The sequence below is a fragment of the bacterium genome, assembly GCA_036504735.1.
GTDB lineage: Bacteria > Electryoneota > RPQS01 > RPQS01 > RPQS01 > DASXUQ01.
In genome coordinates, this window is the sequence record DASXUQ010000009.1 from 19,146 (window position 1) to 45,581 (window position 26,436).

The 26,436-nt window shown below is 57.8% G+C and carries 31 protein-coding genes; 9 read left to right on the top strand and 22 right to left on the bottom strand.

Features of this window, described 5'->3' with window-relative positions; translation table 11 throughout:
* The first annotated feature begins 53 nt into the window (after positions 1-53).
* The 6 genes from VGL38_07635 (at position 54) to VGL38_07660 (ending at position 3,745) form a co-directional block, all read left to right on the top strand.
* The gene (locus tag VGL38_07635) at positions 54-1,100 is read left to right on the top strand and encodes a fatty acid desaturase (protein HEY3295294.1); all 1,047 of its coding nucleotides are present in this window, start codon (positions 54-56) and stop codon (positions 1,098-1,100) included.
* 54 nt (positions 1,101-1,154) lie between these two features.
* Positions 1,155-1,316 (top strand): hypothetical protein, encoded by a 162-nt coding sequence (locus tag VGL38_07640; GenBank protein HEY3295295.1) that lies wholly within the window; start codon positions 1,155-1,157, stop codon positions 1,314-1,316.
* 68 nt (positions 1,317-1,384) lie between these two features.
* Positions 1,385-1,840 (top strand): hypothetical protein, encoded by a 456-nt coding sequence (locus VGL38_07645; protein ID HEY3295296.1) that lies wholly within the window; start codon positions 1,385-1,387, stop codon positions 1,838-1,840.
* A gap of 40 nt (positions 1,841-1,880) precedes the next feature.
* Positions 1,881-2,891, top strand: a complete 1,011-nt coding sequence (locus VGL38_07650) for an NADP-dependent oxidoreductase (GenBank protein ID HEY3295297.1) — start codon at positions 1,881-1,883, stop codon at positions 2,889-2,891.
* Positions 2,892-3,074: 183 nt separating this feature from the next.
* Positions 3,075-3,350, top strand: coding sequence for an RNA-binding protein (locus VGL38_07655; protein ID HEY3295298.1), 276 nt, complete (start codon positions 3,075-3,077; stop codon positions 3,348-3,350).
* 95 nt (positions 3,351-3,445) lie between these two features.
* The gene (locus VGL38_07660) at positions 3,446-3,745 is read left to right on the top strand and encodes a DUF5661 family protein (GenBank protein HEY3295299.1); all 300 of its coding nucleotides are present in this window, start codon (positions 3,446-3,448) and stop codon (positions 3,743-3,745) included.
* A gap of 94 nt (positions 3,746-3,839) precedes the next feature.
* On the opposite strand, the gene VGL38_07665 is transcribed toward VGL38_07660, so the two are convergent.
* From VGL38_07665 to dmeF, 21 genes are all read right to left on the bottom strand, one after another.
* Entirely contained in the window at positions 3,840-4,202 is a 363-nt protein-coding gene (locus VGL38_07665) for a heavy-metal-associated domain-containing protein (GenBank protein HEY3295300.1), read from the bottom strand.
* Positions 4,203-4,221: 19 nt separating this feature from the next.
* Positions 4,222-5,001, bottom strand: coding sequence for a 4Fe-4S binding protein (locus VGL38_07670; protein ID HEY3295301.1), 780 nt, complete (start codon positions 4,999-5,001; stop codon positions 4,222-4,224).
* A 110-nt stretch (positions 5,002-5,111) separates the two neighbouring features.
* Positions 5,112-5,522, bottom strand: a complete 411-nt coding sequence (locus tag VGL38_07675) for a hypothetical protein (GenBank protein HEY3295302.1) — start codon at positions 5,520-5,522, stop codon at positions 5,112-5,114.
* Between the two features lie 26 nt (positions 5,523-5,548).
* Positions 5,549-6,088 carry a periplasmic heavy metal sensor gene (locus tag VGL38_07680; GenBank protein HEY3295303.1) on the bottom strand — a complete coding sequence of 180 codons (540 nt, stop codon included), beginning with the start codon at positions 6,086-6,088 and terminating at the stop codon, positions 5,549-5,551.
* A gap of 3 nt (positions 6,089-6,091) precedes the next feature.
* On the bottom strand, positions 6,092-6,595 hold the full coding sequence (locus VGL38_07685) for a zf-HC2 domain-containing protein (GenBank protein HEY3295304.1): 504 nt from the start codon (positions 6,593-6,595) through the stop codon (positions 6,092-6,094).
* A 70-nt stretch (positions 6,596-6,665) separates the two neighbouring features.
* The gene (locus tag VGL38_07690) at positions 6,666-7,205 is read right to left on the bottom strand and encodes a sigma-70 family RNA polymerase sigma factor (protein HEY3295305.1); all 540 of its coding nucleotides are present in this window, start codon (positions 7,203-7,205) and stop codon (positions 6,666-6,668) included.
* 103 nt (positions 7,206-7,308) lie between these two features.
* Positions 7,309-8,502 (bottom strand): YeeE/YedE thiosulfate transporter family protein, encoded by a 1,194-nt coding sequence (locus VGL38_07695; GenBank protein HEY3295306.1) that lies wholly within the window; start codon positions 8,500-8,502, stop codon positions 7,309-7,311.
* 21 nt (positions 8,503-8,523) lie between these two features.
* Positions 8,524-9,129 (bottom strand): YeeE/YedE thiosulfate transporter family protein, encoded by a 606-nt coding sequence (locus VGL38_07700; protein HEY3295307.1) that lies wholly within the window; start codon positions 9,127-9,129, stop codon positions 8,524-8,526.
* Positions 9,033-9,635, bottom strand: coding sequence for a cytochrome b/b6 domain-containing protein (locus tag VGL38_07705; protein ID HEY3295308.1), 603 nt, complete (start codon positions 9,633-9,635; stop codon positions 9,033-9,035). Before VGL38_07705 ends, VGL38_07700 begins: the two co-directional genes overlap by 97 nt.
* 1 nt (position 9,636) lies before the next feature.
* Complete coding sequence (locus tag VGL38_07710; protein ID HEY3295309.1) at positions 9,637-11,199, bottom strand: tetrathionate reductase family octaheme c-type cytochrome; 1,563 nt, start codon at positions 11,197-11,199, stop codon at positions 9,637-9,639.
* 90 nt (positions 11,200-11,289) lie between these two features.
* The gene (locus VGL38_07715; GenBank protein HEY3295310.1) at positions 11,290-11,679 is read right to left on the bottom strand and encodes a DUF302 domain-containing protein; all 390 of its coding nucleotides are present in this window, start codon (positions 11,677-11,679) and stop codon (positions 11,290-11,292) included.
* 3 nt (positions 11,680-11,682) lie between these two features.
* Positions 11,683-12,072, bottom strand: coding sequence for a thioredoxin domain-containing protein (locus VGL38_07720; GenBank protein ID HEY3295311.1), 390 nt, complete (start codon positions 12,070-12,072; stop codon positions 11,683-11,685).
* A 62-nt stretch (positions 12,073-12,134) separates the two neighbouring features.
* Positions 12,135-12,800 carry a metalloregulator ArsR/SmtB family transcription factor gene (locus tag VGL38_07725; GenBank protein HEY3295312.1) on the bottom strand — a complete coding sequence of 222 codons (666 nt, stop codon included), beginning with the start codon at positions 12,798-12,800 and terminating at the stop codon, positions 12,135-12,137.
* A gap of 170 nt (positions 12,801-12,970) precedes the next feature.
* The gene (locus tag VGL38_07730) at positions 12,971-13,420 is read right to left on the bottom strand and encodes a nitrophenyl compound nitroreductase subunit ArsF family protein (GenBank protein HEY3295313.1); all 450 of its coding nucleotides are present in this window, start codon (positions 13,418-13,420) and stop codon (positions 12,971-12,973) included.
* Between the two features lie 18 nt (positions 13,421-13,438).
* Positions 13,439-14,095 carry a DUF6064 family protein gene (locus tag VGL38_07735; GenBank protein ID HEY3295314.1) on the bottom strand — a complete coding sequence of 219 codons (657 nt, stop codon included), beginning with the start codon at positions 14,093-14,095 and terminating at the stop codon, positions 13,439-13,441.
* A gap of 33 nt (positions 14,096-14,128) precedes the next feature.
* Positions 14,129-14,830: a cytochrome c biogenesis protein CcdA gene (locus tag VGL38_07740; protein HEY3295315.1), complete on the bottom strand. Its 702-nt coding sequence runs from the start codon at positions 14,828-14,830 to the stop codon at positions 14,129-14,131.
* Positions 14,827-15,222: a thioredoxin family protein gene (locus VGL38_07745; GenBank protein ID HEY3295316.1), complete on the bottom strand. Its 396-nt coding sequence runs from the start codon at positions 15,220-15,222 to the stop codon at positions 14,827-14,829. Before VGL38_07745 ends, VGL38_07740 begins: the two co-directional genes overlap by 4 nt.
* 17 nt (positions 15,223-15,239) lie before the next feature.
* On the bottom strand, positions 15,240-15,473 hold the full coding sequence (locus VGL38_07750) for a thioredoxin family protein (GenBank protein ID HEY3295317.1): 234 nt from the start codon (positions 15,471-15,473) through the stop codon (positions 15,240-15,242).
* 13 nt (positions 15,474-15,486) lie between these two features.
* On the bottom strand, positions 15,487-16,449 hold the full coding sequence (locus VGL38_07755; GenBank protein ID HEY3295318.1) for a permease: 963 nt from the start codon (positions 16,447-16,449) through the stop codon (positions 15,487-15,489).
* 109 nt (positions 16,450-16,558) lie between these two features.
* Positions 16,559-16,945: a metalloregulator ArsR/SmtB family transcription factor gene (locus VGL38_07760; GenBank protein HEY3295319.1), complete on the bottom strand. Its 387-nt coding sequence runs from the start codon at positions 16,943-16,945 to the stop codon at positions 16,559-16,561.
* A gap of 136 nt (positions 16,946-17,081) precedes the next feature.
* Positions 17,082-17,999 (bottom strand): CDF family Co(II)/Ni(II) efflux transporter DmeF, encoded by a 918-nt coding sequence (dmeF, locus tag VGL38_07765; protein ID HEY3295320.1) that lies wholly within the window; start codon positions 17,997-17,999, stop codon positions 17,082-17,084.
* Between the two features lie 416 nt (positions 18,000-18,415).
* Here dmeF and VGL38_07770 point away from each other — a divergent pair, with 416 nt between their 5' ends.
* The 3 genes from VGL38_07770 to VGL38_07780 all read left to right on the top strand — a co-directional run bounded on the left by VGL38_07770 (position 18,416) and on the right by VGL38_07780 (position 20,389).
* The gene (locus tag VGL38_07770) at positions 18,416-18,745 is read left to right on the top strand and encodes a hypothetical protein (GenBank protein HEY3295321.1); all 330 of its coding nucleotides are present in this window, start codon (positions 18,416-18,418) and stop codon (positions 18,743-18,745) included.
* 135 nt (positions 18,746-18,880) lie between these two features.
* Entirely contained in the window at positions 18,881-19,957 is a 1,077-nt protein-coding gene (locus VGL38_07775) for a nitronate monooxygenase family protein (protein HEY3295322.1), read from the top strand.
* 156 nt (positions 19,958-20,113) lie between these two features.
* Positions 20,114-20,389 carry an RNA-binding protein gene (locus VGL38_07780; GenBank protein HEY3295323.1) on the top strand — a complete coding sequence of 92 codons (276 nt, stop codon included), beginning with the start codon at positions 20,114-20,116 and terminating at the stop codon, positions 20,387-20,389.
* A gap of 142 nt (positions 20,390-20,531) precedes the next feature.
* Here VGL38_07780 and VGL38_07785 read toward each other — a convergent pair whose 3' ends face one another.
* Positions 20,532-25,400, bottom strand: a complete 4,869-nt coding sequence (locus VGL38_07785) for a C25 family cysteine peptidase (protein HEY3295324.1) — start codon at positions 25,398-25,400, stop codon at positions 20,532-20,534.
* Positions 25,401-26,436: the final 1,036 nt, after the last annotated feature.

Sequence of the window (26,436 nt, forward strand, 5' to 3'; positions counted from 1 at the left end):
GCTCGCACCGGACCGGTGCATTTATCGTTTAGTTGGGTATTGGGTGTTTGGCTATGCATCGCGAAGATTCCCGTCTGGGCGCTGTAGACACGACGACCGCTGTCAAGCCGGTCCAGTCCACAGCCGCCAGCGTATGGCAGGTGGTAAATACCATCCCCCCGTTTTGTGGTCTGCTGTTTCTCATGTACCGTTTGCTGCCGGTCTCCTATCTGTTGGTTCTGGCGCTGGCGGTTCTTGCGGCGGGCTTTATGGTCCGCACGTTCATCATCCAGCATGATTGCGGCCACGGCTCCTTCTTCAAGTCCCGCAAGGCTAACGACCGGATGGGCTGGTTCTGTAGCCTGTTCACGCTGATCCCCTATCACTACTGGAAGCGGGAACACGCACTGCACCACGCCACCAGCGGCAACCTGGACCGGCGTGGCTACGGTGATATGGACATCTTCACGGTAGGCGAATACATGCAGCTCTCCCGCTGGAAGCGGTTCCGCTATCGCGCGTATCGCCATCCGCTGGTGTTTCTGCTGGTCGGTCCGCCGGTCGCGGTCCTGCTGCAGCATCGCATGGCTTCCGACAAGAAGCAAACCACCAAGCGGCAGCGGCGCAATGTCTACACGACAAACCTGACGATGGTCTCCACGGTGCTCATCCTCGGATGGCTGATGGGATTCGTCAACCTGCTGCTGATTGCCGTTCCGGTGCTGTATCTTGCGCTGGGCGCAGGGATCTGGCTGTTTTACATCCAGCACCAGTTCGAACACACCTACTGGAAACGCGGCGCGGAATGGAACAGCATCCATGCGGCCATGCAGGGAAGTTCCTTTTACAAGCTGCCGAAAGTCCTCCAGTGGTTTACGGGCAATATCGGCTTCCATCACATCCATCATCTCGATGAGCACATGCCCAACTACCGGCTGCCGCAGATTTACGAGCAGCACCCGGAGTTGCAGGATGTCTTCACGGTGACCATCAGGTCCAGCCTGAAGACGGCGTTCCTGAGTGTGTGGGATGAGCGGCAGGAGCGGCTGATCAGCTTCCGCGAGTTGAAGCGGCGCTACAGCGGCGAGCCGGCGGAGGATGCGGTTTCCAGTGCGGGGTAACAGGTTTCCTATCGTCATGTCCGGCATATGTAATTCCTGAAAGGAACACTCGCCATGGTCGGAATTATCATTATCGTGGTCCTTGTCGGCGTGGCCGTGGCGGCGTTCTACACCATCTCCTCCTCCAAGCGCATGTGTCCTCACTGCCACTCAACGATGCCGAAGAAATCGGTCAAGTGTCCCCATTGCCGCCGGGCCGTTCCACTGGGATACTAACAGCACTTTCGCGTATCCGAAAACTCCCGGTGAAGTGTTCACCGCCACGATCCAAGGCATTGCAGACTATGAAGCACACATTACTGGCCGTGATTGCCGCAGGACTTGCCGTTTTGATTTTGACCGCAGGCTGCAACAAGTCCCTGAAACAGACCATCGAGCGGGCCAAGGGCAACGCCGCCGAAGAGCAACGGGCCGAAGAGCGGGCCGTGCAAGACTCGGAGTCGGACTACATGGATGAATGGCAGGCTTTCCGCGGCAACGCGGAAAAGCAGATTGCCGCGAACGCCGTGACCATCGATGAGCTGAAGGCCAAGGCCGCCGGAGCCGATGAGAAGGTCCGGGCAAAGTTCAGCGCCACGGTGGACGTTCTGGTGCAGAAGAATAAAGAATTGAAAGGCAAGCTGGACGCCTATCAGGATGAAGGCAAAATCAACTGGGACGCGTTCAAGCGGGACTTTTCCCATGACCTTGAGAGTCTGGGGCAATCTCTAAAGGATCTCGATGCAACCGCGAAAAAGTAGCGCCGGAATTCCCGAGGGACGAAACGGAGGGACGAAACTGATGAAAGCACGAGTGAACCGGCAGATTCTGCTGGTGAAACGGCCGTCGGGAATGCCCGAGGAGAGCGATTTCCGCATGGTGGAATCGCCGCTGCCGTCGCCCCAGGACGGCGAAGTTCTGATCGAAACCCATTACCTTTCCGTCGACCCCTCCATGCGCGGCCGGATGAACGAGCGCAAGGCGTTCACGCCGCCGTTTGTCCTGAATGAAGTGATCATAGGCAGCGCGGTGGGAAAAATCACGGACAGCCGTTCGCCGCTTTTCCACAAGGGGGATTACGTGTCGGGCATGCTGGCGTGGGAGGATTACTCTGTCGCCAACGAAAACAACGTGCGCAAGATCAATCCGGATCTGGCTCCGGTGAGCACGGCGCTGGGCGTCTTAGGGATGCCCGGTCTGACGGCCTACTTCGGGATGCTGGAGATCGGCAAGCCCAAACCCGGTGAGACGGTGGTGATTTCGGCAGCGGCCGGCGCCGTCGGCGCGTTAGCCGGCCAGATCGCCAAGCTCATGGAGTGCCGCGTGGTCGGCATCGCCGGCTCTCACCGCAAGGTGAAGTATATGCTCGACGATCTGGGCTTTGACGCGGCCATCAATTACAAGAATCCGTCGGATATCCGGGCCTCGCTGGGCAAAGCCTGCCGCGACGGTGTGGACATCTATTTCGATAACGTCGGCGGCGACATTTCCGATGCCGTCTTTGCCCTGATCAACGACAATGCGCGCATCCCGATCTGCGGCCAGATTGCGCTGTACAATATGAAAGAAACCCACGGCGGACCGCGGGTTCAGGCGCAGCTTCTCTCGCACACGGCGATCATGCAGGGATTCCGGGTCGGGCAGTATGCCGACCGGTTCGAAGAAGGCCGCGCCCAGCTTTCCGAATGGCTCTCGCAGGGAAAAATCAAAGTGAGCGAGAGCATCGTGGAAGGGCTGGAGAATACGCCGCGGGCTTTTCTGGGACTATTCCGGGGCGAAAACCTCGGCAAGCAACTGGTCAAGGTGTGCTGATCCGGATTCGTCCGGTTTCCGCAGACTCACGCAATTTTCGATTTCAATAGATGCCTCAAGGGAGGCTCTTCGCAGGCCACTGTCACGAGATGTTTGGACTTACACATTCTTCTTCGGCTGGCGATAGGTTATCAGGTGGCAGGAAGGGGACGCCATCCCCGCCAATCCGGAAAGGATCATATCATGGTCAACATTTACGTGGGCAATCTGTCCTACAACACGTCGGAAGACGATCTTCGTCAGCTCTTCGAATCGCACGGCACGGTCGACCGCGCCAACCTCGCGATGGACCGTGGCACGGGCCGCGCCCGCGGCTTCGGCTTTGTGGAAATGCCGAATGACGCCGAAGCGAGAACCGCCATTGACTCGCTGAACGAGACCGAACTGGGCGGCCGCAAGCTGATGGTCAACGAGGCCAAGCCGAAGGTCGAACGCAGCTCGCGCCAGGACCGCTGGTAAGCGCCAAGTTCTGATACACGTAGCGGGGCGGACCTTTAAGGTCCGCCCCGCTATGACTCATCGGCTGGAAACCACGACAGTGAGAATACCCTGTGATGAACGGCAAGCAATTCGGTTTTGAAGAAGCGAAGCGGATCGGTGACGCGCTGGGCGCGGACTGGAATATGTTTCCGGTCGAACAGTTCCGCCTCGGTCTGGGTGTGGAACTCGAGCATGGCAGCAGGGATCCGCAGACGGATGTCACCCATGACGATCTTCTCTTGACCGGACGGATTGTGTGGGCACACCTGAAAGAGATTCCCGACTACTACACGCGCCTTCTCAAAATGGAGAAAGAAGCGGGCAAGTACTGGGCCTCGGAAATGAACTTTCCCCGGAAGAACCCCGGACGCTGACCGCACAACCGGCTTATGACCGCCTCGCACTGACCTTTGTGAAGTTTACTTTGCAAAGGTTTTTTGTGCCTCGAACCGCTTCGCGAGAAGAGGTTTATTTCATCGAGAGGCAGGTGAAGATCCGGCGCGAACTGCCGTCCTGCAACGGAATGGGCGCTTCCATGATGCGGCGGATACTGTCGGGCGAAATCCGGGCCGGATCATAGGTGAACACCGCGCGATGCTCGGTGGCATACGTTTCGATGGCCGCAACGCCGGGGGTCTCTTCGTAGAGACGGGTAAGAAAGGCCGCGGTTCCTTTGCATTTCAAACCCTGCACCGTGCAGGAAATCTTCTGGCCGCCCTTTCCACCAAGGGAGATATTCGTGGTGGGCTGTGTGAAGACTGAGCGCAGCACATAGCCTCCCAACAGCGTCGCCAGCACCAAAAGGGGCAGAATATAGCGGGGGAGTTTCATCCGAGTCCTCCGGCAAAGGTTACAGGGTGGCTTTCAGTTCCAGAGCGTCTTTGACCGGACACGCATCCACGCACTCCAGACAAAGGGTGCAGTCGCGGTGACGCAGCTTGACCACCGATTGCGGAGCAAGGTTCTGCGGACACTTTTTCTGGCACACATTGCACATGGTGCAGGTCGCTTCGTTACGAACGACCTTCAGGACACCGAGGCGGCTGAGCGGGTCCAGCGTGGCTCCCAGCGGGCAGAGGTAGCGGCAGAAGAACATGGGGATAAGCAGCGCGCCCGCCACCAGAGCGCCCAGCACGATCCAGCTCGTGATGCCCAGTGCGCCGTGCCCGAAGCCGGAGAAGATCAGAAAGAAAGGATCGTAGCCGCGCAGAATCAGTTCGCCACTCTTGTAGGTAAAGTACAGCGTCAGCGCAAGGGCCAAATAGCGCAGACCTTTTAGAGCGCTGTTCACTTTGGGCGAAGGTTGCGGCCTTTTCTTCCAGAATAGCCCCGTGAGACGCGCGCCAAGCTCTCCTAAGAAGCCGATAGGACATGCCCAGCCACAGAAAGCTTTCTTGGCAACGAGCGCCAGCAACAGCACGCCGATCAGCAGCGAGAGATTCAGCGGCCCGAGAGTGCAACTGAATTCACGAGTCTGATACAGGCCCCAGAGGCTTTCCACTCCGCCGAACGGACAGAAATCTTCGAAGGACCGGCCGCCAAAACCGAGCGCCAGATAAGCCACGAGGGCAAGGATGACGCTGAGCAACGAGTAGCGCAGCCAGCGGGTGGAGGGAGTCCGTTTCTTCATACGCGAACATATCCTGAGATAGATGTGGGCGGCACAAGCACAAAAGGCGGGCAGGATCCGTCCCGCCCGCCTTCTGCTCGATAAACCTGTTCGATTCTTACGCCGTCCGGTTACTTCTTGGGAGTGCAGCCAGCTTTAGCTTTCATGGGGCAGCCGCCGCCGGACATGGTGGCGCACTTGGTGGGATCACACGTTCCCGCCGCAGCGGTTTTGACCGCGCCGGTCTTCATCATTGCTCCGTGGTTCTGGCAATTGCCGGGGCAGCGACCGTCTTTCTTGCACTGCTCCATGTTGACGCACTTTCCGTCCTTATGATGGACCGCCATGCTGTCGCACACGCCGTCCTTGTTGCCGTCCACGAACTTTGCACAGGTCGCCGCGCAGGTATGGCCTGCCATGGTGGCCGTCGAATCTTTTGCCGGGGCCTTCATGGCCGCATCTTCCGAGAAGGCGGATCCGGCGAGACCGATCACAAACATCAACGCCAGCGAGATGAACACCAAGGTCGCACTCTTCTTCATGACTTTCCCTTTCGAAATCGAATGACTTATTTCCTATCGTTCCGGATATGATTTTTCTGGCAACCGGTTTGTTCGCCGCTCATTATGCCGGCATGTCCCACGCAGCCGCCGTTGTTGCGCATCATGGCAAACAGGGTTGTCTGCTGCGTGGCGTTCAGCACACGTTTTTCCTCGAGCAGATGATTAACTACCAGCCGCTGCATGCGTTGCTGCACCGTGCCGATCTCACCTTCCTTGGCCTCAATCGCCACCGGGTTAACCTGCGGCTCGGCCAGCAGGTCCATCAGTTGCCCCCGCAGAGAGTCGGCGGTGGTGCCCAGTGTTGCGGATGCCGTTTGGAAATCCCGCTGCAGTGGTTCCAGGGAGCGCCATTGTTCGGCGGTAGTTCCCAGCGCGCGGTGCAGAGGGCACCAGATGCGGCAACTGCTGTCCGGCATGCAGACGGTCTTTTGAGGTCTGGCCGCGCGCGCGGTCTGCGTGAGCGTCTTCATTCCCCACGCAGTGACGAACGCGACGTTCAGGCTGACCGAAAGGATGATGAGCAGAATGCGAGTTCTGGAGTGCATGGCTTACCTCCCGCCATCGGTTGGAGCGGCGAGAGTCAAGTAGACTTCCGCAGGCGATCCGCCGGGGCTGTCGGACAGGTAGTCCGCATGAATGGAAGAGGCAGGATCGGGATCGGGCACGGTGGCCGCAACCATCGGAACACGCGTCACACCGGCAGAATTCCATCCCAGCCATGTTCCTACGGACAGGCCGACCATCAGCACGATTACCGCAGCGGCGCGCATGGTGGACGGTAGGGCCTCCCACCAGTCTATATGCAGCAGGCGACGCGGCTTGGGGGAAGCCAGTTGGGTTTGACCGCGCGCCACAATCCGTGCCGCAAGCCCTGCCGGGACCTCGGGGATCACGCTTTCCTGCACTGTGGAGGCCAGCCGTTCGAGCCGCGCCATTTCCTCCCGGCACTTCTCGCAGGAGCGCAGGTGTTCTTCCACCGCGGATCGCTCTGTGGCGGACAACTCGCGGTCGGCAAATGCGCCAAGCTGATTTCGAATTCTATCGCATGTCACGGCTTTTGAACTCCTCCTATCTATAAACGGACAACCTTGCAAAATCCCCCGCCGTCCCTCAACTACCGAGCTAATCCCAGTCCTTTAAAGTATTTCCCAGTGCCTCGCGGCCTCTTGCCAGCAGTCGCTCCACCGCTTTTTCTGTCGTGTCCATGGCTTCAGCAATGTCGCGGTAACTGCAATCCTCGTAATAGCGGAGGATGATGGCCAGCCGCTGATTAGGAGGCAAGAGGGTAATCCCGCGCCGCACCGCTGAAGCTTGCTCCTCGCGGACGACAATTCCATCGGGCAACGGCGAAGTATCCGCACATTCGGGCAGTTCATCGCAGACCACAGGCCGTTTCTTTTCCATATGATCCAGGCACAGACGGCAAATAATGCGGGAGAGATAGGTTCGGAAGGACGCGGTGGGGCGGTAGCGCGCGGCGGCGGCCAGCAATCTTAGAAAGGCATCCTGCACCAGATCTTCGGCATCTTCCCGGTTGCCGACAAAGCGGTACGCAACGCTCCACGCGAACGCCTGATGCCGCAGGACAATCTGTTCGAAAGCCTGCACATCTCCCTGGCCCGCGGCCAGCATCAGCTCGTCGTCGCGTGGAGTTTGAATCATGGCCATCAAATTAGCAAAATAACCGGCCCAAGTCAAATGAAAGAACCAGCCCACGCTGGTTCTTTTTCGATACCATCCTGTTTGGGCAGCAACCCACTGCGGGTCAGCAGCCACCCTTGATCTTCTTCTCGGTCTTGACCGCCTTTGGCGCGATATTCTTGCCGGCATCAATCATGCGGGCAATCTCGGCGCGGGCGGTTTGACGGAAGGTCTTGACGTCGTTGTCCCAGCGGCTGCCGGTGGGCACAAAGGCTGTCGAGTCCAGAATGACATGCTTGAACGTCGGAAGTCCACCTTCAAGCGCCGCCACATTTTCATAACCGAGGCTCTGCAACAACAGGCAGCCCGCCTTCTCTTGTGCCTCGTCATCAGCCACGATCACCTTTTTAACATGCCGCTGCGAGAACAGCGCGGTATTATCTTTGCTGAAGAAATCACGCAGGGAAATGTTGCGGGATCCGGGAAGAGCCAGCTTGGCAAACTGCTCGGGGCTGCGGATGTCCACCATCTGCAGACGCGTCTCCTTGTCCACCAGAAGATATGCCAGTTCATCCACGGGCATGACCTTGACCGGATGCGCGGCGACATACCCTGCACTGGAAACCGTGCTGATCATGTGCGCCTTGCGCTCGGGCAGCACCAAAAACACCAGCCCCAGGGCAAGCACGCCGATGGCCGCAAGGCGGTGCTTGGACAGATTGAAGTCCCGCGACAATGATGCGGAATTGACCTTGCGCTCAATAATGGTGGTGATGGCAAAGGCGCTCACCGCCACGGCAATCAGGATGAAGGCAAACAGTCCACCGGAAATTCCCAGAGAGTCATAGACCCGCACCGGACCTAAGGCGGTGGAGTTGAAGAAAGTTTTGAACAGCGGAAACATCTCGCCAAACACAAAGACCCCCAGCAGTCCGCCGCCCACAAAGAACATCGCATCCACTTTGCCAATGGCCGCCGCGCACACACTGGTGCCGGGGCAATAGCCGCCCAGCACAAAACCTAATCCCATAATGGCCCCACCCACAACCGCCGGCCAGAGCCAGGTGGGATTGATGTAGATGGCTTCGGTATCGAGCAGGCCCGCGTAGCCGAGCAGCAGGATGCCGCTCATCGCCGTTACGGCGGCAGTGAAAAAGACACGCAGCACGGTGAAATCATAGCCATAGAAGACTCCGGCCAGGCGGCGCGAGGACGAAAAGCCCGCCTGTTCCAGCACAAAGCCAAAGGCTATTCCCAGGATCAGCGCCACAATTAAATTGAGCTGATCGGAGATGAGGTCAGGAACGAAGGGTCCCATAATATTCTTTTGCTTTCTGCCTTAGATCCAGAGTTTGCGGAAGAAGTAGGCGACGGCGAAACCCGTGCCGAAGATCGCAAGCATGGCGATAAACCCTGCGGTGGACAGTACCGCCATGCCGCTTAAGGCCGCGCCGCTGGTACAGCCCCGCGCAAACTGGGCTCCCGCGCCAAACAGGGCTCCGCCGATCACGGCGAAAATCCAGCGCAGTTTCGGCTGCACGCGCGGTCCGGATTCCGTCACCACTTTCAGGCGATCCGATACGAGACCCGAGATAAACGCACCGATCAGCACGCCGATCACTTCGAACACCAGCCACGATTTCATCGGGCTCTCCTTGCCCTCGCCGAAGTAGGACCCGAAGAAGGTGGAGTGTTCGGCATGAGCCGGAGCAATCGCATGGACCGTCGTCAGAACCACGTCCTTGACCGCGCCGCTTGCTCCGAGGCCGCGGCCCGTGATAAAGATGGTCGCCAGCAGCACGAGGCCCAGAAAGAAACCGGCGAGGTAGGGATTCATGTATTTGGTGTTCATTTCAGATCCTCGTAGCCGGTGATCATTGCTTTCAGATTGGAGGTCACGCTCGATCCGGTGGTGATGAGATACACGTGTGCGATAAAGAAGCAGACCAGCGCAAACGCGCCGAGCGTATGGACCAGCGCAATGGCTTTCAGGCCGCCGACATTCAGGCTGATCACGTCGTGCCGCTGCGGATAGCGGTAGAACATGTACAACAGCCCGGATACCGCCATTACCGGAATCACCAGCGCCTTCAATCCCGCGTAGACGAGCTTCTGCAACGGGTTCAGCTTGCTCAGTACCTGCTTTTTGGTAGGATGCGGAGCGCCGCGGAAGATGCCAAAGATGTAATAGTTGACCTGAGCGCGCAGATGCTCCCGTGTGGGCAGGTACTGCCGCCATTCGCCCGTGGTGAAATGCCAGAAGACGGCGAAGACAATCAACACGAGAAAGCCAATGGCCGAGCTGTTGTGCAGAGCGACCGCCTGCCGGAAGCCGAAGAAGTGAATGGCGCCGTGGATCTCGAAGCCGGTTACGCCAAGCATAAGAATCACGGCCGCCTGCGTCCAGTGCCAGAAGCGCTCAAAGGCGCGATAGACATAGTCGTGTTTCATATCAGCGGCCTCCCTTCCGCTTGCGGCTCACGACGACCCGGGCGCCACCGTGCGCTATCACTCCTGCAAGGGTCATCAGAATCATCGCCGCGCCGAATTTTTCCAGCCCCGCGCTGTAATTGCGGCCCGGCATGTAGAAGTCGTTCAGGCCGGCCAAGCGGCTATCGGTGCGCGTATGGCATTCATTGCACTGCACCACGCTGGTTTTCGGCGAGACCATGTGATTGACAGGCCAGTACATTTCGGTTTCGGCAAAACCGTATTTGCCGCTGTAAGGAAGGTCGACCCGCTTCATGCCTTCTTCAGCGGCACGGTTCCAGTTGAATTCCTTCCAGTAGCCGCCATCACCGGCGACTGTTGAAAACGTCTTGGGCTGAATCAGATAATGGTTCTGCGTATCGTAAATCTGTTTGGTGCGCATGATCTTCACCGGGATGATCTTCGCCTCGGGATCGTTGTATGCGCCATAGAGCGGGTTGATCTTCAGCGGCTGGGAAGGATCGAAGGTATCACCGATCAGGTAATGGGACGCCGTGCCGTTGAACCACACATAGTCCGGCTTCAGATTCTTGCCCCAGCGGAAGGAGCCCTTGATCGACATGTACACATCGTCGCCCGTCGAGTCCTTCTCTTCGTACGGCTGACCGTCCTTGAGTTTTCCCGCCGTGGACCAGTCCCAATCGGTCTTGGTGGGATTGACTTTGGCATAGGTGGGGATGTGGCAAGTTTGACAGGCGACCTTGATGGTGTGCTTGTTCAATACATCATCGGAATGCGGCAGGGCGCTGTGGCAGCTTTCGCACTCGGCGCGGTTACGGTTCATCGAAGAGACCGAGAAGGCCTTGCCGAGCATCTGATGCTTGCTGGCCGTGTGGCAATCCACGCACTGCATGTCTTCGCCGTCGGAGGCCATGTGCACGTCGACATCGCGGGACGGGTCAAACAGAGCTTTCTCCAGATCGCCGTGCTTGACATTGTTCCCGCCGCCGCCGAAAAAGTGACAGGTTCCGCAGTTCGTGCGCTGCGGTTTTCCCACGTGCTGCGCCACAGTGGCCAAGTCCACCGACGGATCGGGATTTCCCGCGCCGGCTTTGATGTAGCTGTTGCTGTTGTCATGGCAGGCGAGGCAATCGACGTTGTAGGCATTCTGAAAATCGAAGGAAGGGCTGTCATAGCCGTAGCCGATGTGGCAGCGGTTGCAGCTCGGTTCGTTGCCGGAAATGCCGATGCAAAAATTATTCAGGATGTTTCGCTTGCCGACAGTACGAATGCCCTTGCCTTCGACATACTCTGTGCGTTCCCAATTCCAGTGGGACGACTGCATCACTTCCTTGTGCCGTTCGGTGTGACAGGAGATACAGGCTTCGGTAACCTCCTGCGGTTTGCCGAAGCGCTTTTGCAGCACCGCGAACCGGGTGTGATCTACCGAAGGCTTTTCCTTCTTCTGATAGCGGGCTTTCAGTGCGGCCAAGGGTGTTTGATCCTCACTCTTTTTCGGCAGCACGCTCAGCATGAGGGCAAGCACGGCACCGAAAACAAGCAGGACCAGAAAAATACGTTTCATACTCCATCTTCCTTCCTTGCGAATTTTCGTGCAAGGATAGGCTGTGAAAAGCCTGCCGTTCATCATCGACACGGCAGGCAGCTATCGTTGTTATGTGAGGCTGGCCAGCGCCTTTTTCATCAGACTTCGCGCCTGCGCCCCATGCGGCGTCAAGACGGGATCGCCAAGGGTTTCTACCACGGTGCCAGGATCGAGCGCCCAGACAGAGACGGTGTCATCCTCTTCCTGCCGCAGGCATACGGAGCAAGGCAGAAACACGCCGACTTCCGGGCGCACCGCCAGCGCTCGGTGGGCGATCTGCGGATTGCAGGCGCCGAGTATCCGGTAGGGCGCGGTGTCCACACCCAGCTTCTCCTTGAGCACCTTGTCCGCTTCGATCCGGGTCAGGATTCCGAAGCCCGATTCTTTCAGCGCGGCGGTGATGCGCGTTTCCACATCATCGATAGTGCCATGCGCGCGAGTGGATAGCACGAAGTTCATGGTTCAGGAGTCCTTCACGACCGGCAGCGGCGCCAGTTTGTCGAGCTTCTGCCGCAGGGTCTCGATGGGAATCAAGCCCACCACCTGATCCACGATCTTGCCGTCCTTGATAAACATTAGGGTTGGGATGCTGCGGATGCGAAAGGCGGAGGCGGTCTGCATGTTCTGTGACACGTTCAGCTTGAAGATGTTCACACGTCCCACATATTCCGGGCCGAGGTCCCGCAGTAAACCGCCCATGACCTGGCAAGGCATGCAGGTCGGCGACCAGAAGTCCAGCAGTACCGGGAGTTCGGATTTAAGAATATCCTGATCGAAGGTGGCGTCGCTGGTTTCCATCGGCTTGCCCGGCTTAACCTCGCCGCCATTGAAGAGGGATTTGAAAATACTCATCGTCTGTGCTCCTTGCACGTTCCGTTATTATCCTGCATCTTCATAAACTAAGAATCCATTTGTCAGCCGTGCACCACGGGCATTCCCGCCGCTTTCCATTCGGCCACGCCATCGCCGAGGCGGATCGCTTCGAAGCCCTTGCTGCGCAGTACCCGCACAGCTTCTCCCGCCAGCACGCAGTACGGTCCGCGGCAATAGGCCACAATCTGCTGTCCCTGCGGGAGACGGTCCAGATGGCTTTTCAACTTGTCCAGCGGAATGGAGAGCGCGTGAGGAATATGCTCGGCGGCATACTCATCTTCCGGCCTGACATCCAGCATGATAATCTTTCCGCCCTTGGCCAGCTTCAGGAGCTTGTTGCGGTCGATGATCTCGACCTCTTTAGGATCATCGGTGATGTCGGAGAGCACGCGCTCGACTTCGGCCAGGCGGGACTGGGCGACCTTCTTCATATTGCTGACCAGATCATAGACCTGTCCGTCGGCCAACCGATAGAACACGTAGATTCCTTCGCGCCGGGTCTCCACCAATCCCGCACCTCTTAGAACCTGCAGGTGCCGCGAGGTGTTGGCAATGGTCATTCCGGTGTTGGCTACCAGCGTCTCGACACTCTTCTCGCATTGGTGCAAAAGTTCTAAGAGTTCCAAGCGTTTAGGGCTGGACAGTGCGTGTCCAATTCTGGCGAACTGCTCGTTGAGCTTGTCTTTGATATCCCGGACGGTCGGCATAATTTCTCCTTCTATCATTCAATCGAACGCTTGAATATACGAAAAAGATCCACCAGAGTCAAGTCCCCCCTGTCGGAACATTACTATTTCCATGGTAGCTGTGAACTTAAGTCAATAAAAACGGCTGACCTTCCGGGTCAGCCGTTTCATGTTCAGTTTATGGCGCGCGGTTACTTTGCGTTCAGGTAAGCGCGGACTTCATTCTGCACATACGTGAGATAATCCGGTTTTGCTCCCACCAGCTCCCAGATCTTCTCGCAATTCTTCCAGTGTGCCTGCTTGCCATCCTCCAGACGAACGATGATCAGCGACTTTGTTTCCAGCTTGAAATCGTTCCAGAAGTGCTCATACTCCTTTTGGCCCGTGTCGTAGCTGTGCCATTCAACGGTGCCCTGTTGCAGCTCTTTGGCAAAGCCCGTCTCCACGGCCTCTTTGGCAAAGGCTTCCATGTTGATACAGGTCTCACAACGGGGCGTAAAGTAAAGGTAGTAAACCACCACTTTGGGATTGGACGCGGCTTGAGCGTGGACGCTGTCGGCAACGGCAGGGACGGCCTCTTCGGCCCGCGCGGGCAGCGCCGCCAGGATCACGTACAGTATTATCTGAAACGCGAACTTCATGCTTCGGTGCTCTTTGGGTTAGTGAACAGGATTGGATGCGGTGGACGTGCCTTTATCGGGAAGCATCGGCGCGAGGGTAAGAGCCGCTGCGGCCAGCAGGCCGAGGTCTTCCCATATTCCCATACTGAAGGCCGCGGTGGATCCGACCAGGACCCACAACAGCGGAATCACCAGCAGAAGTTTGGGCGGCTTGGGATCGACCCAGAGCAAAAGCCCCAGAGAAAAAATAGTGGTTGGGCATGGCAGCCCGAAGGTCGGCGCGGAGGGATAGACATGGCCAAGGAAATATCCTAAGATCGGATAGACCACCAGACTGTACGTCATCAGCATCGAGCCCCTGATTCCCGGGCAACCCTTCCGGAGGCTGAACGTCAACTGGCCGCGGAACACACCGCTATAGAGAATCAAGAGTCCCTGCACGACAAACAGCGCTCCGAAAAGATACGCGGCGCGGTTGATACCGCTGAAGTAGATCCAATGATAGACCACACCCATCCAGATCCAGAGCAGCCCCAGCAGCGCACTGATGATTCTGCCCCGTTGCCCGCCGGGCCGGATGGCCAGAAAGATCGCTGCCAATGCGGCGGCGTTCAGCAGGATCTGTGCCGGCCAGACCGCCTGATTGTAGCCGGCAAACACCGCCAGAAACTGTTCCACTGTAAACGGTAAGCTCATCTTACACTCCGCTCAAAGATTTTCGGCTTGAAATCAGAAGAGTTTCCAGACCATATAGAGGCCGCCCAGAATCACCAGGGCACCGCAAATGCGTTTGATCCAGCGCGTCACACCCGAGCGCTCGGTCCAACTCAAATAGTCGCCAATGCGGCTGGCCAGCACGCCCGCGACCACGATGACCGCGCAGTGCCCGAGGGCAAAGGCTCCCAGCAAGGTCACTGCACCTCCGACATTGGTGGTCGCCGTTTTGAAGACCACGCCCAGCACCGGCGCCATAAAGGCAAAGGTGCACGGACCCAGCCCAATGCCGAAGATCAGTCCCAGCGTCAGCGCCGACAGAAGTCCCGAGTAGCTCTGGCCGGAAAAATGCAGACCGTTCCAGGACAGCGGCAGGATGTCCATCAGGTACAGCCCAATAGCCAGAAAGACCAGCGCCACCAGCACGTTCCCCACCATGCCGATGTCCCCCAGCAGGCGTCCGAGCATCGCGGTGGCCAGTCCGATGGCGGCAATCGTCACCAGAATGCCCAGAGCAAATGTGACGGAAAGCCAGAACACGCGCCGTGCGTTGGCCGACTCCTGACTGCTGATAAAACCGATCAGCAAGGGGATGCTCGCCAGATGGCAGGGACTGAGCAGAATGCTCGCGATGCCCCAGAACACGGCAGCGACAATTCCCAGCCAAAGGCTCGCTGCGAGTCCCTCATTCAGTGTCGTAAACAGGCTTTCGATCATGATAGCGGCGTCAACCCCTGCGCTTTAAGAAATTTGTCGATTTCCTCTTCGGCAAAGAAGCCTTCGTGGCGCATCAGTTCCTTGCCGGACGAATCGAGAAACACCTGCGTCGGAATCAGCTTAATGCCGAAGGCTTGGGACTGTGCGCGGTCCTTCATGACATCGTGGAAGATCACTTTGACCTGTCCCGCATAGCGCGTCTCGATGGCCTTCATCACCGGCTGCATCTTTTTGCAGGGGATACAGGTTGTCGAGCCCAGTTCCACAAAGGTGATCCTGGCCGCTGACGTGCTCGCCGTTTTGCTTACCGCGGCTTTGTCGGCGCCGCCACATGAGATCAGCAGCACGGCAATTCCCACAACAGCCGAAAATAAAAATGTCCGGCGTGCCATTGGCAGTTCTCCGCAGGTTAGACCAGCAGTTTCTTGATTTCGTCCATCGACAACACGCGGCCTACCGCCTTGACGTCGCCGTCGATCACCAGCCCCGGTGTCTGCCAGACTTTGAACTTCATGATCTCGCTGATTTCCGAGACCTTTTCCAGAGTGTAGTCGAGGCCCAGATCATTGGCGGCCAGTTCCGCGTTTTCCTGAAGCTTTTTGCAGCGGGCACAACCGGTGCCCAGAATCTGAATCTTTCGCATGGTCAGCACTCGCCTATATCAACAGATTGAAAAGATAGCCCACCATCAGAATTCCGATGCCGACCACGCCGATGAAGGTGCCGATCAGGCGCGGCTTGAGCACCTTGCGCAGAATCACCATCTCCGGCAGTGAGAGCGCAATCACGGCCATCATGAACGCCAGCACCGTTCCCAGTGCCGCGCCCTTTTCCAGCAGCGCCTGCACCACGGGGACAATTCCAGCCGCGTTGGAATACATGGGAATACCGATAATCACCGCCACGGGAACGCTCCACCATGCGTCCTTGCCCATGATCGACGCCAGAAAATTCTCCGGCACAAAGCCGTGAATCCACGCCCCCACACCAATGCCGATCACCACATACAGCCAGACCTTGCCGACAATTTCCTTCACAGCAGTCAGGCCACACTGAACGCGCTCGGGCCAGGACAGGCGCTCTTCACTCTGGCTGCCGTCGGTCTGCATCTCATAGACCCAGGGCTCCACGTGTTTTTCCACGTGCAGGCGGCCAATCACCCAACCGGAGACCATGGCAATCAGCAAGCCGGTGCCCATATAGAGGGCGGCAATCTTCCAGCCGAAGAGTCCCAACAACAGCACTACGGCAATTTCGTTGACCATCGGCGCGGAGACCAAAAAGGAAAACGTCACGCCCAGCGGCACGCCCGCGGTCACAAAACCGATAAACAACGGCACCGCAGAGCACGAGCAAAACGGCGTCACAATTCCCAGCAGCGCCGCCAGTACGTTGCCCGCAGACTCGCGTTTGCCCGCCAGCATCTGCCGCGTGCGCTCCGGAGTGAAAAACGAGCGCACGATGCCCACACCAAACACCACCAGCGTCAGCAGCATCAGCACCTTGGGAGTCTCGAACAGGAAGAACTCCACGGCAGTGGAAAGGTGCGTGCCGGGCGTCAGGATTGTGACTTGCGCCGTCAGCCAGCGCGCCCACGGTGCAAGCTGGCCGTAGAGCAAAACCCACAGCGCCAATGCGGCGGGAAGCCACACCGCCGTGCGGGTGAAAAGGTTCACATGATGGTGTGTACGGGACTCGGGAATGCTCACCGCGATTATCCTGTAAAGGTTAGGCGCGCTCGCGCGCGGCGATTCGGCTGGTAGAGGCCTCACGGGTGACGCCGCAACTCTTCTGTTCCCGCCACTCCGCCAGCTTAAGGTTCAACACACGCATCTTCTCCGCGTCGAGCAGTTGCTCCACGCTGTCCAGAATCGACCTTTGGGCCGGACTCAATTCCCCGGCAATCCGGTAGTAGATCCACACCGCGGCCCTCCGATCCTGCACCAGACCGGCATTCAGCAGGTAGCGCAGGTGCCGCGACGCTTTCGACTGGCCTATTTGCAGAACAATCTCCAGATCGCACACACACAGCTCGCCATTCTGCCGCATCAGTGCCAGCATATAAAGCCGCGTTTCATCCGCCAAGGCGCGGAACAGAGCCGCTGGATTGCTCAATCATCACCTCCATCTTGCTGAACATCAATATAACCGTATAGACGGATAGATGCAAGAGGAGGCTTTGTCGCAATTTACTCCCCGGCACAGCATGTTTATGTTACGTCAATGCCGATATTAACAACCACATGCTCGTCTAAGACTCTGTAACCTCGAGGGTCACGTGCACAAGTTCCGAGAACGCACCCAGCCTCTGGCGAAAGGCGGCAGCACTCCCTTTCTGTGCCCGCTGAACCTCAATTGCCGCCGCGTAGATGCCGGGACCGATACTCCACACGTGCAGGTCGGTCACCTTTCCCCCGGCAGACTCCAGCGCCTCGCGAATGCGATGCAGCAGAGCTTGAGGTGCCTGACGGTCCAAAAGCACCCGCGCCGAAACCAGGGAGAGCCCGATGGACCAGCGAGCAACCAGCACTGCGCCGACAATTCCCATCAGCGGATCGAGCCAATTCCACCCCAGATATTTGGCTCCGAGCAGCGCGAAAATTGCCAGCACGGACGTCAGGGCATCGGCCACAACGTGCAGATACGCCGCCCGTAGATTGTGGTCATGCTCGTGCGCATGGTGATCCTGCTCATCCGGATGATGGTGGTGTCCACCCTGTAGAATCCACACGCTGACCCCGTTCACAATCAGTCCGATCACTGCCACAAAGATCGCCTGGTCAATGGTGATAGTCACCGGATGCAGCATGCGCATCACACTCTCATAGGCCATGATCAGGGCAAACAGCCCGAGCATTACCGCGCTGGTGTAGGCCGCCAGAGAATTCATTTTGCCGCTGCCGAAACTGTAGCGGCTGTCAAGCGCATAACGCCGGGCCAGGACATAGGCCGCATAGCTCAGGCCCAGCGCCGCTGTGTGCGAGGCCATGTGCAAGCCGTCCGCCAAAAGAGCCATGGAGCCGTAAAACAGTCCGGCGGCAATTTCCACCACCATCATCAGTGCCGTGACGATCACGACCATCAGTGTGCGGCGTTCGCCGGCCTGAACAGCCTGCTGCCCGAAATCGTGCCGGTGCTCGCCGGCTGTCTGGGAGATTGAGTCTATCATCTGTTGTGGGTTTATTTGCTTGAGGTCTTGTTACGGGGTGCTTTACGCCGCTCCCGCTCGGCTAAGTTACAGACTTTTCTAAAGGTTGTCAATGTTGGCCTGCATCGCGGGTGAGAGGAGTACCCTCTTCTGCCGCATGGGTATGCTCGGCAACTGCTAACCATGCGCCATCAATTTGATAAACATTGCACAAACAGAATCTTACCCCATGCACCGTACCGATCTGAAAGCCCGACTCTCGTCGATAATCTCTCCGAAAAGCCTGTTGCGGACGTCATGGGTGCGCGATTACCGGGTTTTTGTATTGTGCGAAGCAGTAAAAACACGTTGACTCATATCGCTTGAAAGTGGTATATTCTTGACGTCAAGAGATCAAGATGGTTACACGTCATGCTGTAATGTCGGAAGCTGAAGACATGGGACGAGGTAGTAAGAGCGCGAAGGACGGTGCAGCATCGATGGAGAACCAGTCAGATCTCGAACATTTGCGGGCGGGACGAACCGCCTTGCCGGAAAAATACACGAAGGCGACGGTCCCTCTCTTTGACCGTCAAATTGCCGCATTAGACGAGATGCGGGCGGCGATCAAGCGCAACACGGGAGCATCGGTCATGCGGGCGGAAATTATCCGCGCCGCGCTGGACGCGATTCTCGATGCAAATATTGACCTGACATCGGTGCGGCCCGATCCGGAATTCAAAAACCGGGATCTGAAGAAGATCATTTCGGCCCGGCTCAAAGGTTAAGCCCACGTGACTCCCGCTGTGCGGAGAGCCTTCATTTTTGCAGACGCCATGGATATGATGACGCTTCGCGAACGTTCGCCTGCCGAGTCCATCGCGAGGTCTGATTATTAGTTATGGTTTCTGGGTATTAGCACTGTGACAGCATTGCGCATTGGCGATCTTGTAGCCGGACTCCCCATCATTCAAGGTGGCATGGGGGTCGGCATTTCGCTCTCCGGCCTCTCCGCCGCCGTCGCCAATGAAGGCGGCATCGGAGTGATTGCCACGGCCGGCATTGGCATGCTGGAGCCGGACTTCTTTTCCAACTTTGTCGAAGCCAATCTGCGCGCGCTCCGGCGGGAAATCCGCGCCGCGCGTGCGGCGACCAAGGGGATCCTCGGCGTCAACATCATGGTTGCCCTTAGCACCTATGCCGAACTGGTGACGACGGCGCTCGAAGAGAAGATCGACATTATCTTTTCGGGCGCGGGTCTGCCGCTGAATCTTCCCGGTTTTCTGACCAAAGATTCGGTGAGCAAACTGGTTCCCATCGTCTCTTCGGGACGGGCAGCGGCCTTGCTCTGCAAACGCTGGACGGAGCGCTTCGATTATCTGCCGGACGCGATTGTGGTGGAAGGGCCGCGGGCAGGCGGCCATCTCGGGTTTAAGACTCAACAGATTTCCGATCCGGCCTTTGCGCTGGAAAAACTGATTCCTGACGTGATTGAGTCCGTGCGTCCCTTCGCATTGGCCGCAGGCAAAACCGTTCCCGTGATTGCCGCCGGAGGAATTTACACCGGCGCGGATCTGCTCAAGTTCATCCGGTTGGGTGCAGCGGGCGGACAGATGGGGACGCGGTTTGTGACCACCCATGAATGCGATGCGTCGCTGCAATTCAAGCAGACCTATCTGGAATCCAAGGAAGGCGACATCGTGATCATTCAGAGTCCGGTGGGGATGCCGGGCCGCGCGATTCGCAATGCGTTCATCGATGCCATCAATATGGGCGAGAAGAAACCCTTCCGCTGCCCCTATCATTGCATCGTCACCTGCGATTATCAGAACAGTCCCTACTGCATCGCCCTGGCCCTGGTCAATGCGCAGAAGGGCAACTTGAAATTGGGTTTTCCGTTCGCCGGTGCGAACGCTTACCGTACTCACGAAATCATCTCCGTCAAGGAACTCATGCGCTGCCTGATGCAGGAATATGCGGATGCAGAACATGCTCTCTGAGACGGTGTGGTCATAAGTTTTTCCAAATAGCGCCCCCCGGGGGCTCTTCGCAGGCCAGTGTCACGAGAAGGTTGGCTTTCGTCCTTTTCGGCTTGTCGATAGTGAAGCGGTGACAAAATCGGGACGCCATCCCGTAAGTCCGGAAAGGATCAAATCATGGTAAACATTTATGTAGGCAATCTGTCGTACAACACGACCGACGAAGACCTTCGCAACATGTTCGAAGCGTATGGCCGTGTCGACCGCGCCAGCGTCGTTATGGATCGCATGACCAACCGCAGCAAGGGCTTCGGTTTTGTGGAAATGCCGAATGACGCCGAAGGCAAAGCCGCCATCGAAGGCTTGAACGAGATGGAGACCCAGGGTCGCAAGCTCATGGTCAACGTGGCTCGTCCGAAGGAAGATCGCCCCGCCCGTCGCGACCGCTACTAAATCGCGCGAGTGAAGAGTTGAAGAAGGGCGAACCTTGCGGTTCGCCCTTCTTGTTTAGACGAACGTGCGTCTCCGAAACGAATTCAGGCCCTTCGAGAGCATCGAAGGGCCTGAACTTTTTAAGATCGTCTGAAGGTCAGCGTTAGCGCATCAGCAGCATCTTGTTAACGGCCGTAAAGCTGCCTGCTCGCACCTGGTAGAAGTACACACCACTGGAGACATCCGCGCCGCCGGCGGTCCGGCCATCCCACGTTACCGCGTAGGAAGCGGCTGCCCGGGTTTCATCCAACAGCGTGGTGATGTGCTGTCCCAGTGAGTTGAACACATCGAGGCGCACGTGTTCCGCCTTCGGCAGATCAAAGGCAATCTGCGTCGTCGGGTTGAACGGGTTCGGGTAGTTCTGCCGCAGGGCAAATTCCGCCGGGATCTGCCGCGCCGGCTTTTCCACCGCCGTAATCCGGTTCACCACCAGTGTCACCGGAACGATAATGGTGGAATCATACACCGCGCTCGAAACCCGCAGGTTCACGTGATAGGTATCGTTCCGCAGTATGGTCGGATCGAAAGTGATCTGAACATCCTGCGACCCTGTGCCGGCCACCGTTCCCGTGCTCGGCACCAGATGCATCCAGGTCGAATTGAACACCATCTCATGGATCGCCAGTCGTGAGCCGGTGGTGCCGCGAATCACGCCGCCGAACACCAGCAGGGTGCTGTTCCAGTTCGGGGTGATCGTGCAGCCCGCCGCCCGGTCGCCCGCTGCGGAAGGAAGATCCACCACCGTCTGGAATTGGCGCGCCGTCGGGTTGAACTTCGAGACGCGGGTCAGACCCTCACCGTCACGGCTGAAGATATAGAGCTTGTAGCCGTTCGCATCCGTCGCGTTCCACGCCATGCCCGTAATGTTCAGCCCGGGGTTGGTGACTTCCACAACGATTCCGCCGGAGCGGTCAAGGCAGTAGAGGTTCGAGGTATAGTCCGCCGCCCAGAAGTAACCCAGCGCCGGATCGTACGCCAAGGCGCGCGAGGGATTGAGCGGGCTGGGGATCGTGTCGTGGACCTGACCGTTGGCATTGATGCCGATGATTACGTGGCTGTCCGAGCCATACAGATAGGTCCCGTCGGTCGCGATGTCAAACCAACCCGTCGCCGAGGAGCCCGGTTGCGGAATCGAACCCAGATAGGTTCCGTGGTCGTCGAACCGGTAGATGAGGCCCTGCCCGGTCAGTCCGTTGCTGCCCGTCACCCACCAGTTGCCGTTCATGAATTCACAGCCCCACGCCTGATCATCCTGCGTAAGCTGCGAGACCGGAACAGAGGCCACCGAGTCCCACGGCGCGGGGTTGTTGTCGCCCGCGAAGTAGATGCTCGTGGTCCAGTCCAGCGGTCCGTTACCCGCATTGTTGATGGTGAAGGCCGTCTGAACCGAACCGCCCAACGTGCTGTCTTCAATCGTACTCACCGACAGCGCCATTTCCGGATGGTTGATGTGGAAGTCCAGCGTCGTCGTGCTGTCCAACGCCACAAACACGTTCGAGGCGGTGTCGCCGTTGAAGCGGTAAGCGGAGGTCATCACGTGATAGGTGCCAATCACCACGTTGGTCAGGTGATAATAGCCCGTCGCATCCGTCGTATCGTTGAACGGATAGCGGTCGGTCGAGACGTGCACGCCGGCCAGCGGCTGATTGGTTCGCGCGTCGTACACGTGCCCTTCAACCTGTCCGAACAGCACGCGCGCATCCGTCGTAAACAGGATCGACCTGCCATTTTGAATGGTCGCGGCTCCCGGGGCGTAGTCGGTCACATAAGCGTAGGAGAGCCCCATCAGCGACCGGGGAGCCTGAATGCCGATGGTACAGCCTTCGCGCTCGTCGTATTCGGGCGGATCGATGTTCATCACCGCCTGATTGTACTGCATCACGATTGCGCCGTTGCCGTCCAGCGTCGGACGCGCCGCGGAATCATACAGAATTACTTCAAAGTCCAGCGGGGACGGCGGCGTATTGCGGCCTGTCGCCTTCCACTGAATCACATACCGCCCGCTATCGGGCTGATAGGTCGCGAATACACCCAATCCAGCTCCGCCTGTTGTGATCAGGTCGTCCCAGTAGGGGGCAATCATCGCCTCGGGAGCCTGCGGCGCGGGAATCGGATAGTTGCGGAAATTGTCGAACCACGCCTGATTGCCCAGCGCGCACCAGCCATTCGAGCAGACCGTAACGGAGTCGTAGAAACGGCCATAATACTTGAACCGGAACGGCAGCGGGCGAACCGTGGACCAGAGTTCGGAAGTAGACGTCTTTTCGCCGACATCATTCAGGTTCAGGTTATTGGCGCTGTTCGAGGAGATATCGACGTACTGGAAGACCGGGTGAATATCGTAGCTCAGATCGGTGTTGTCATAGGCATAGTAACCGTACGCGTCCGGGCCGGTGGGATCGGTGCTCTGCGCCGTTCCCACGTTCACCATAAACATCACCGTGTCCGACGCGCCGCTGGGGGTGCTCATCACCAGCATCATCGGCGCCTGATGGCCATTGAAGGTGAGCGGGTTGGCGGTCAGCACGAAGGGCGCCGTAGTATTGGAATCCTGCGCGCCCGCCGCAATGTCGCCGTAGGTTGCATCCGCCGTACCCAGCGTGACAAAGGGACTCAGCGATTGCAGGTGGCCGGTCACGCCGATCAGCGACACCGCTCCCGCGTTCAGAACCGTCACGGACAGGTTGCGGGTTAAGCCGGGCCCAAAGGCGCCATTTGTGAATTGGTACCGCGTGTACTCCAGATCTCCGGCGGCGCAGGTCAGTTCGACCAGACCGTTAGTCGTTCCGGCAGAAGATGTGATTGCCAGCAGCAACTGGACCGTCACGCCATCCTGCAGATTGCCGGCCACCTGAATCCGGAAGGGCTGCGCGCCCAGTGCCGAATCTCCGGGGGCGATGTTGGCATAAGAAGCTGTACCCGTCACCACCGTTACGCGCGGATTGGTGCTCGTCATGGTAGCGGAGACGCCGGTCGCCGTCACGGATGCGCCGAAATTGCGGATATACACCGGCAGGTCGATCGTCTCGCCGGGGTTCATGATGTGATTGCCATTACCCTGTGTGCCGCCGTTGTTGTCATCGTCCACCGTATGGGAACTGGCCATGGGCATGCAGTCCACCGATCCACACGGAATCGTGAACAGGTAGGGCTTGTGATTCTGCTTGGTCACCGTCAGGTACATATCGCCGGCGGCGTTCACCGATACCGGCAGTACCACGTGGCCATTGACATCCGTCATGCCGCGCACCCAGGTGGAATCCGCTCCGCGCTTCCACAGGCAGACCACGGCATCCTGAACGGGGACGCCGTCTGCGTCGCGGTGCACCACCACGTCTACGCTGCGCGCGCCGATATTCAACGCCGTCGGATGGGTTACATTCAGCACTTTCGGCGCGGTCGTCCAGATGGACAGGCTGGGTTCGCCAAACAGGTTATTATACCGCGAAAACTGGCCGGCAAAACCGCTCCAGTCAGCAAAGGTCGTGTACAACAGCGCCTTGGCTCCCGACATGCATGTGCCGAGATTCTCCACATTCAAATTGATGATGTTGTAGAGCAGTCCGCCCGTGAAGGTGATATTTTCGGGGTTGTGGGTACCTGCCGTCGTTGAACCGATACCGCACACGCCGCCCTTCGGATTGGAGACGGTTCCGGCCGTCAGAAACGAGGGCGCCATGCCGTTCGATCCCGTAAAATCACCCGCCGTGCAGGTGATCGCCAGACAGATGGGAAGCCGCCACCCGGAATTGCATCCCGCCGCCAGACCGGTATTGACTTCGCTGATCCACGCGCCGCGCCAGAGGAAGAAGCCGATGCCGTTCTGGAAATGCGGATTGCACTGTGTCGCTTGCGGAGTTCCCTGCACCGTCTCGACTCTCACGCTGTCCACGTCGGTGAACTGCGTAAACTGGGACGCGCCCCACTCCATCAGCAGATAGTTGCTGGCGCAGCTCATGGCCGTTCCCGCCAGCAAAAAGGCCTTGTGGAACCACATCGTGTCGGCCACGCCCGGCGAGCTTTCCATGCGCGGGTTGCGCTCATAACTCATGATCTTGGCATTAATCAGGGCCATCTCTGCGGAAGTTCCACCCGTCAAACGACCAACGCCGACATCTTCCAGATCGTCTCCGGTGTTGCCCAGCGCGAAGGCGTGGTCATAGTCACTATTGGACGTGGGGACACCAAAGCTCGCGAACACTCCGCCCATCAGGCAGACATATTCCAGCGGTGGATCCTGGCTGGCATAGAGCTGTCGAATCCGGGTCTGCATCGTCCCCGCGTCCCAGTTGCTCCGAGAATCCACAATCACCCGGTAACCTTGCCGCGTCTTCCACTGAAAGAGACTGTCCACAAACGGGTTCACGGACTGCGCGTCCGGCTTGCAGAGAATCAGGTAGCTGCCGGGGGTCGTCGTCGCATCCAGCAGGGCATTCTCATCGAGGTTGGCAATCACAGTCCGGTAAATGGGCACCCATGATCCGGTGGGACGGCGCGGGGTCACCAATTCGTTGACACTGGGCCGGTCATTGGCGACCACATCCGCGCTGAGATTGCGATAGATACGCGCTTGATGCGTCACGGGGTTCACCTGCACCGGATAGAGTGTGACCGACACCACGCGGAAATCGCGCATGATCATCGGATCGCTCATCACCACCGGGTTCGCCGGATACCAGCCGTCCTTCGAGTAGAGAGCTTCATCCCGCACCAACTGCCCGAAAGCGGAGACTTCTGGTTGCACGGGGTAGGGGGTGATGTTCTCCACCAGTTCGAAGTCGGCGTTGGTGATCACCAGATCGGCGCCGCCGGTATTCGGAATGCGGTACAAGCGGGACACCTGCGGAATCGATGGGCTGCCTTCGGTCGGGATAGATACCTCGCCGGCGATACCGAACGATTGATAGGTCTGAAAGTCCACCACCTGCTCGCGCATCATCACCGCCGGCGTCTGCATACTAATGGACGTCATTGCCGGTGACGGGTTGGTCACTGACAGGTGCGCTTGTGATCGGGAAAAATCGGGCACACCCTGCGGCAAGGCCGCCGTTTCTGTTGCGAATGCCGATCCGGCTGATACCATGAGGCACGCACAAAGAAGCAAACCAGCTAAAAATCGCATGAAGAAACTCCTCGGATTCAGTCTCGAACGTCCAATGGAAGTATTATTTTATCAGTCAATTTGAAAGTTACGGATCGTACAATCACTTTGCAAGAGGTTGCCATACCAAATCTTATCAATTCTTCAATTTGTCTCTCTTTATCCTACCCGCCAAAACACGCATGCAAAATATTGTAATTATATAAATTGCATGACATAGAGCATTTGACTCGCTTGTCTTCAAAGCGCTCAATTTCCTGTGCTGTTTCAATCCATCTGCGCCGCCATCTGGCAACTGCTCATCGCTTGCCTCTACACTACTGTAATTTAAAGCCTTACTATCAACCAGCCGCTGAAGCCGATCTATCGTCCATTCAGGCTCATAAAAGAGGCGAGATTAGGGCTTTGTTCGCAATGGTGGCATCCGCGAGTGCCCGGAACTCTGGGTCAGGATATGATATCCGACCGCAGTGTCTATTACTTATGTGTTTGATCGCGGATTGTCCGGAAGCCACATGCAGAGCGCCCACAAGGCCTGCCGCGCTGGGACAGTAGTGTTTTCGGCCTGCGATCCATCGGCATCGGTGTTCCAAAAAACCTCTCATTCTATCTCGCTTCGGATTGCCGCATCGATGCCGTCTTACAATCGCTTGTGAATGATGGGTTTGGCAGAAATCGCCGCGCTGGGTAGATTTTTAAAACTGGAGACTGTGATTGATAGGGCCCCTGAATGTCTGTATATTGTTGGATGCAAGGGTAGTAAGGTCTGGCTCGCGCACAACTGCTCCTGTGGATGCACCTCGGATGATCCTATGTACATTCTATGAGCCCCCGATTCTAATGTAAGGGTTTTGGCATGAAGACAAGAATTCTATGGTTTACAGGTCTTGGATTTCTGATTAGCGCG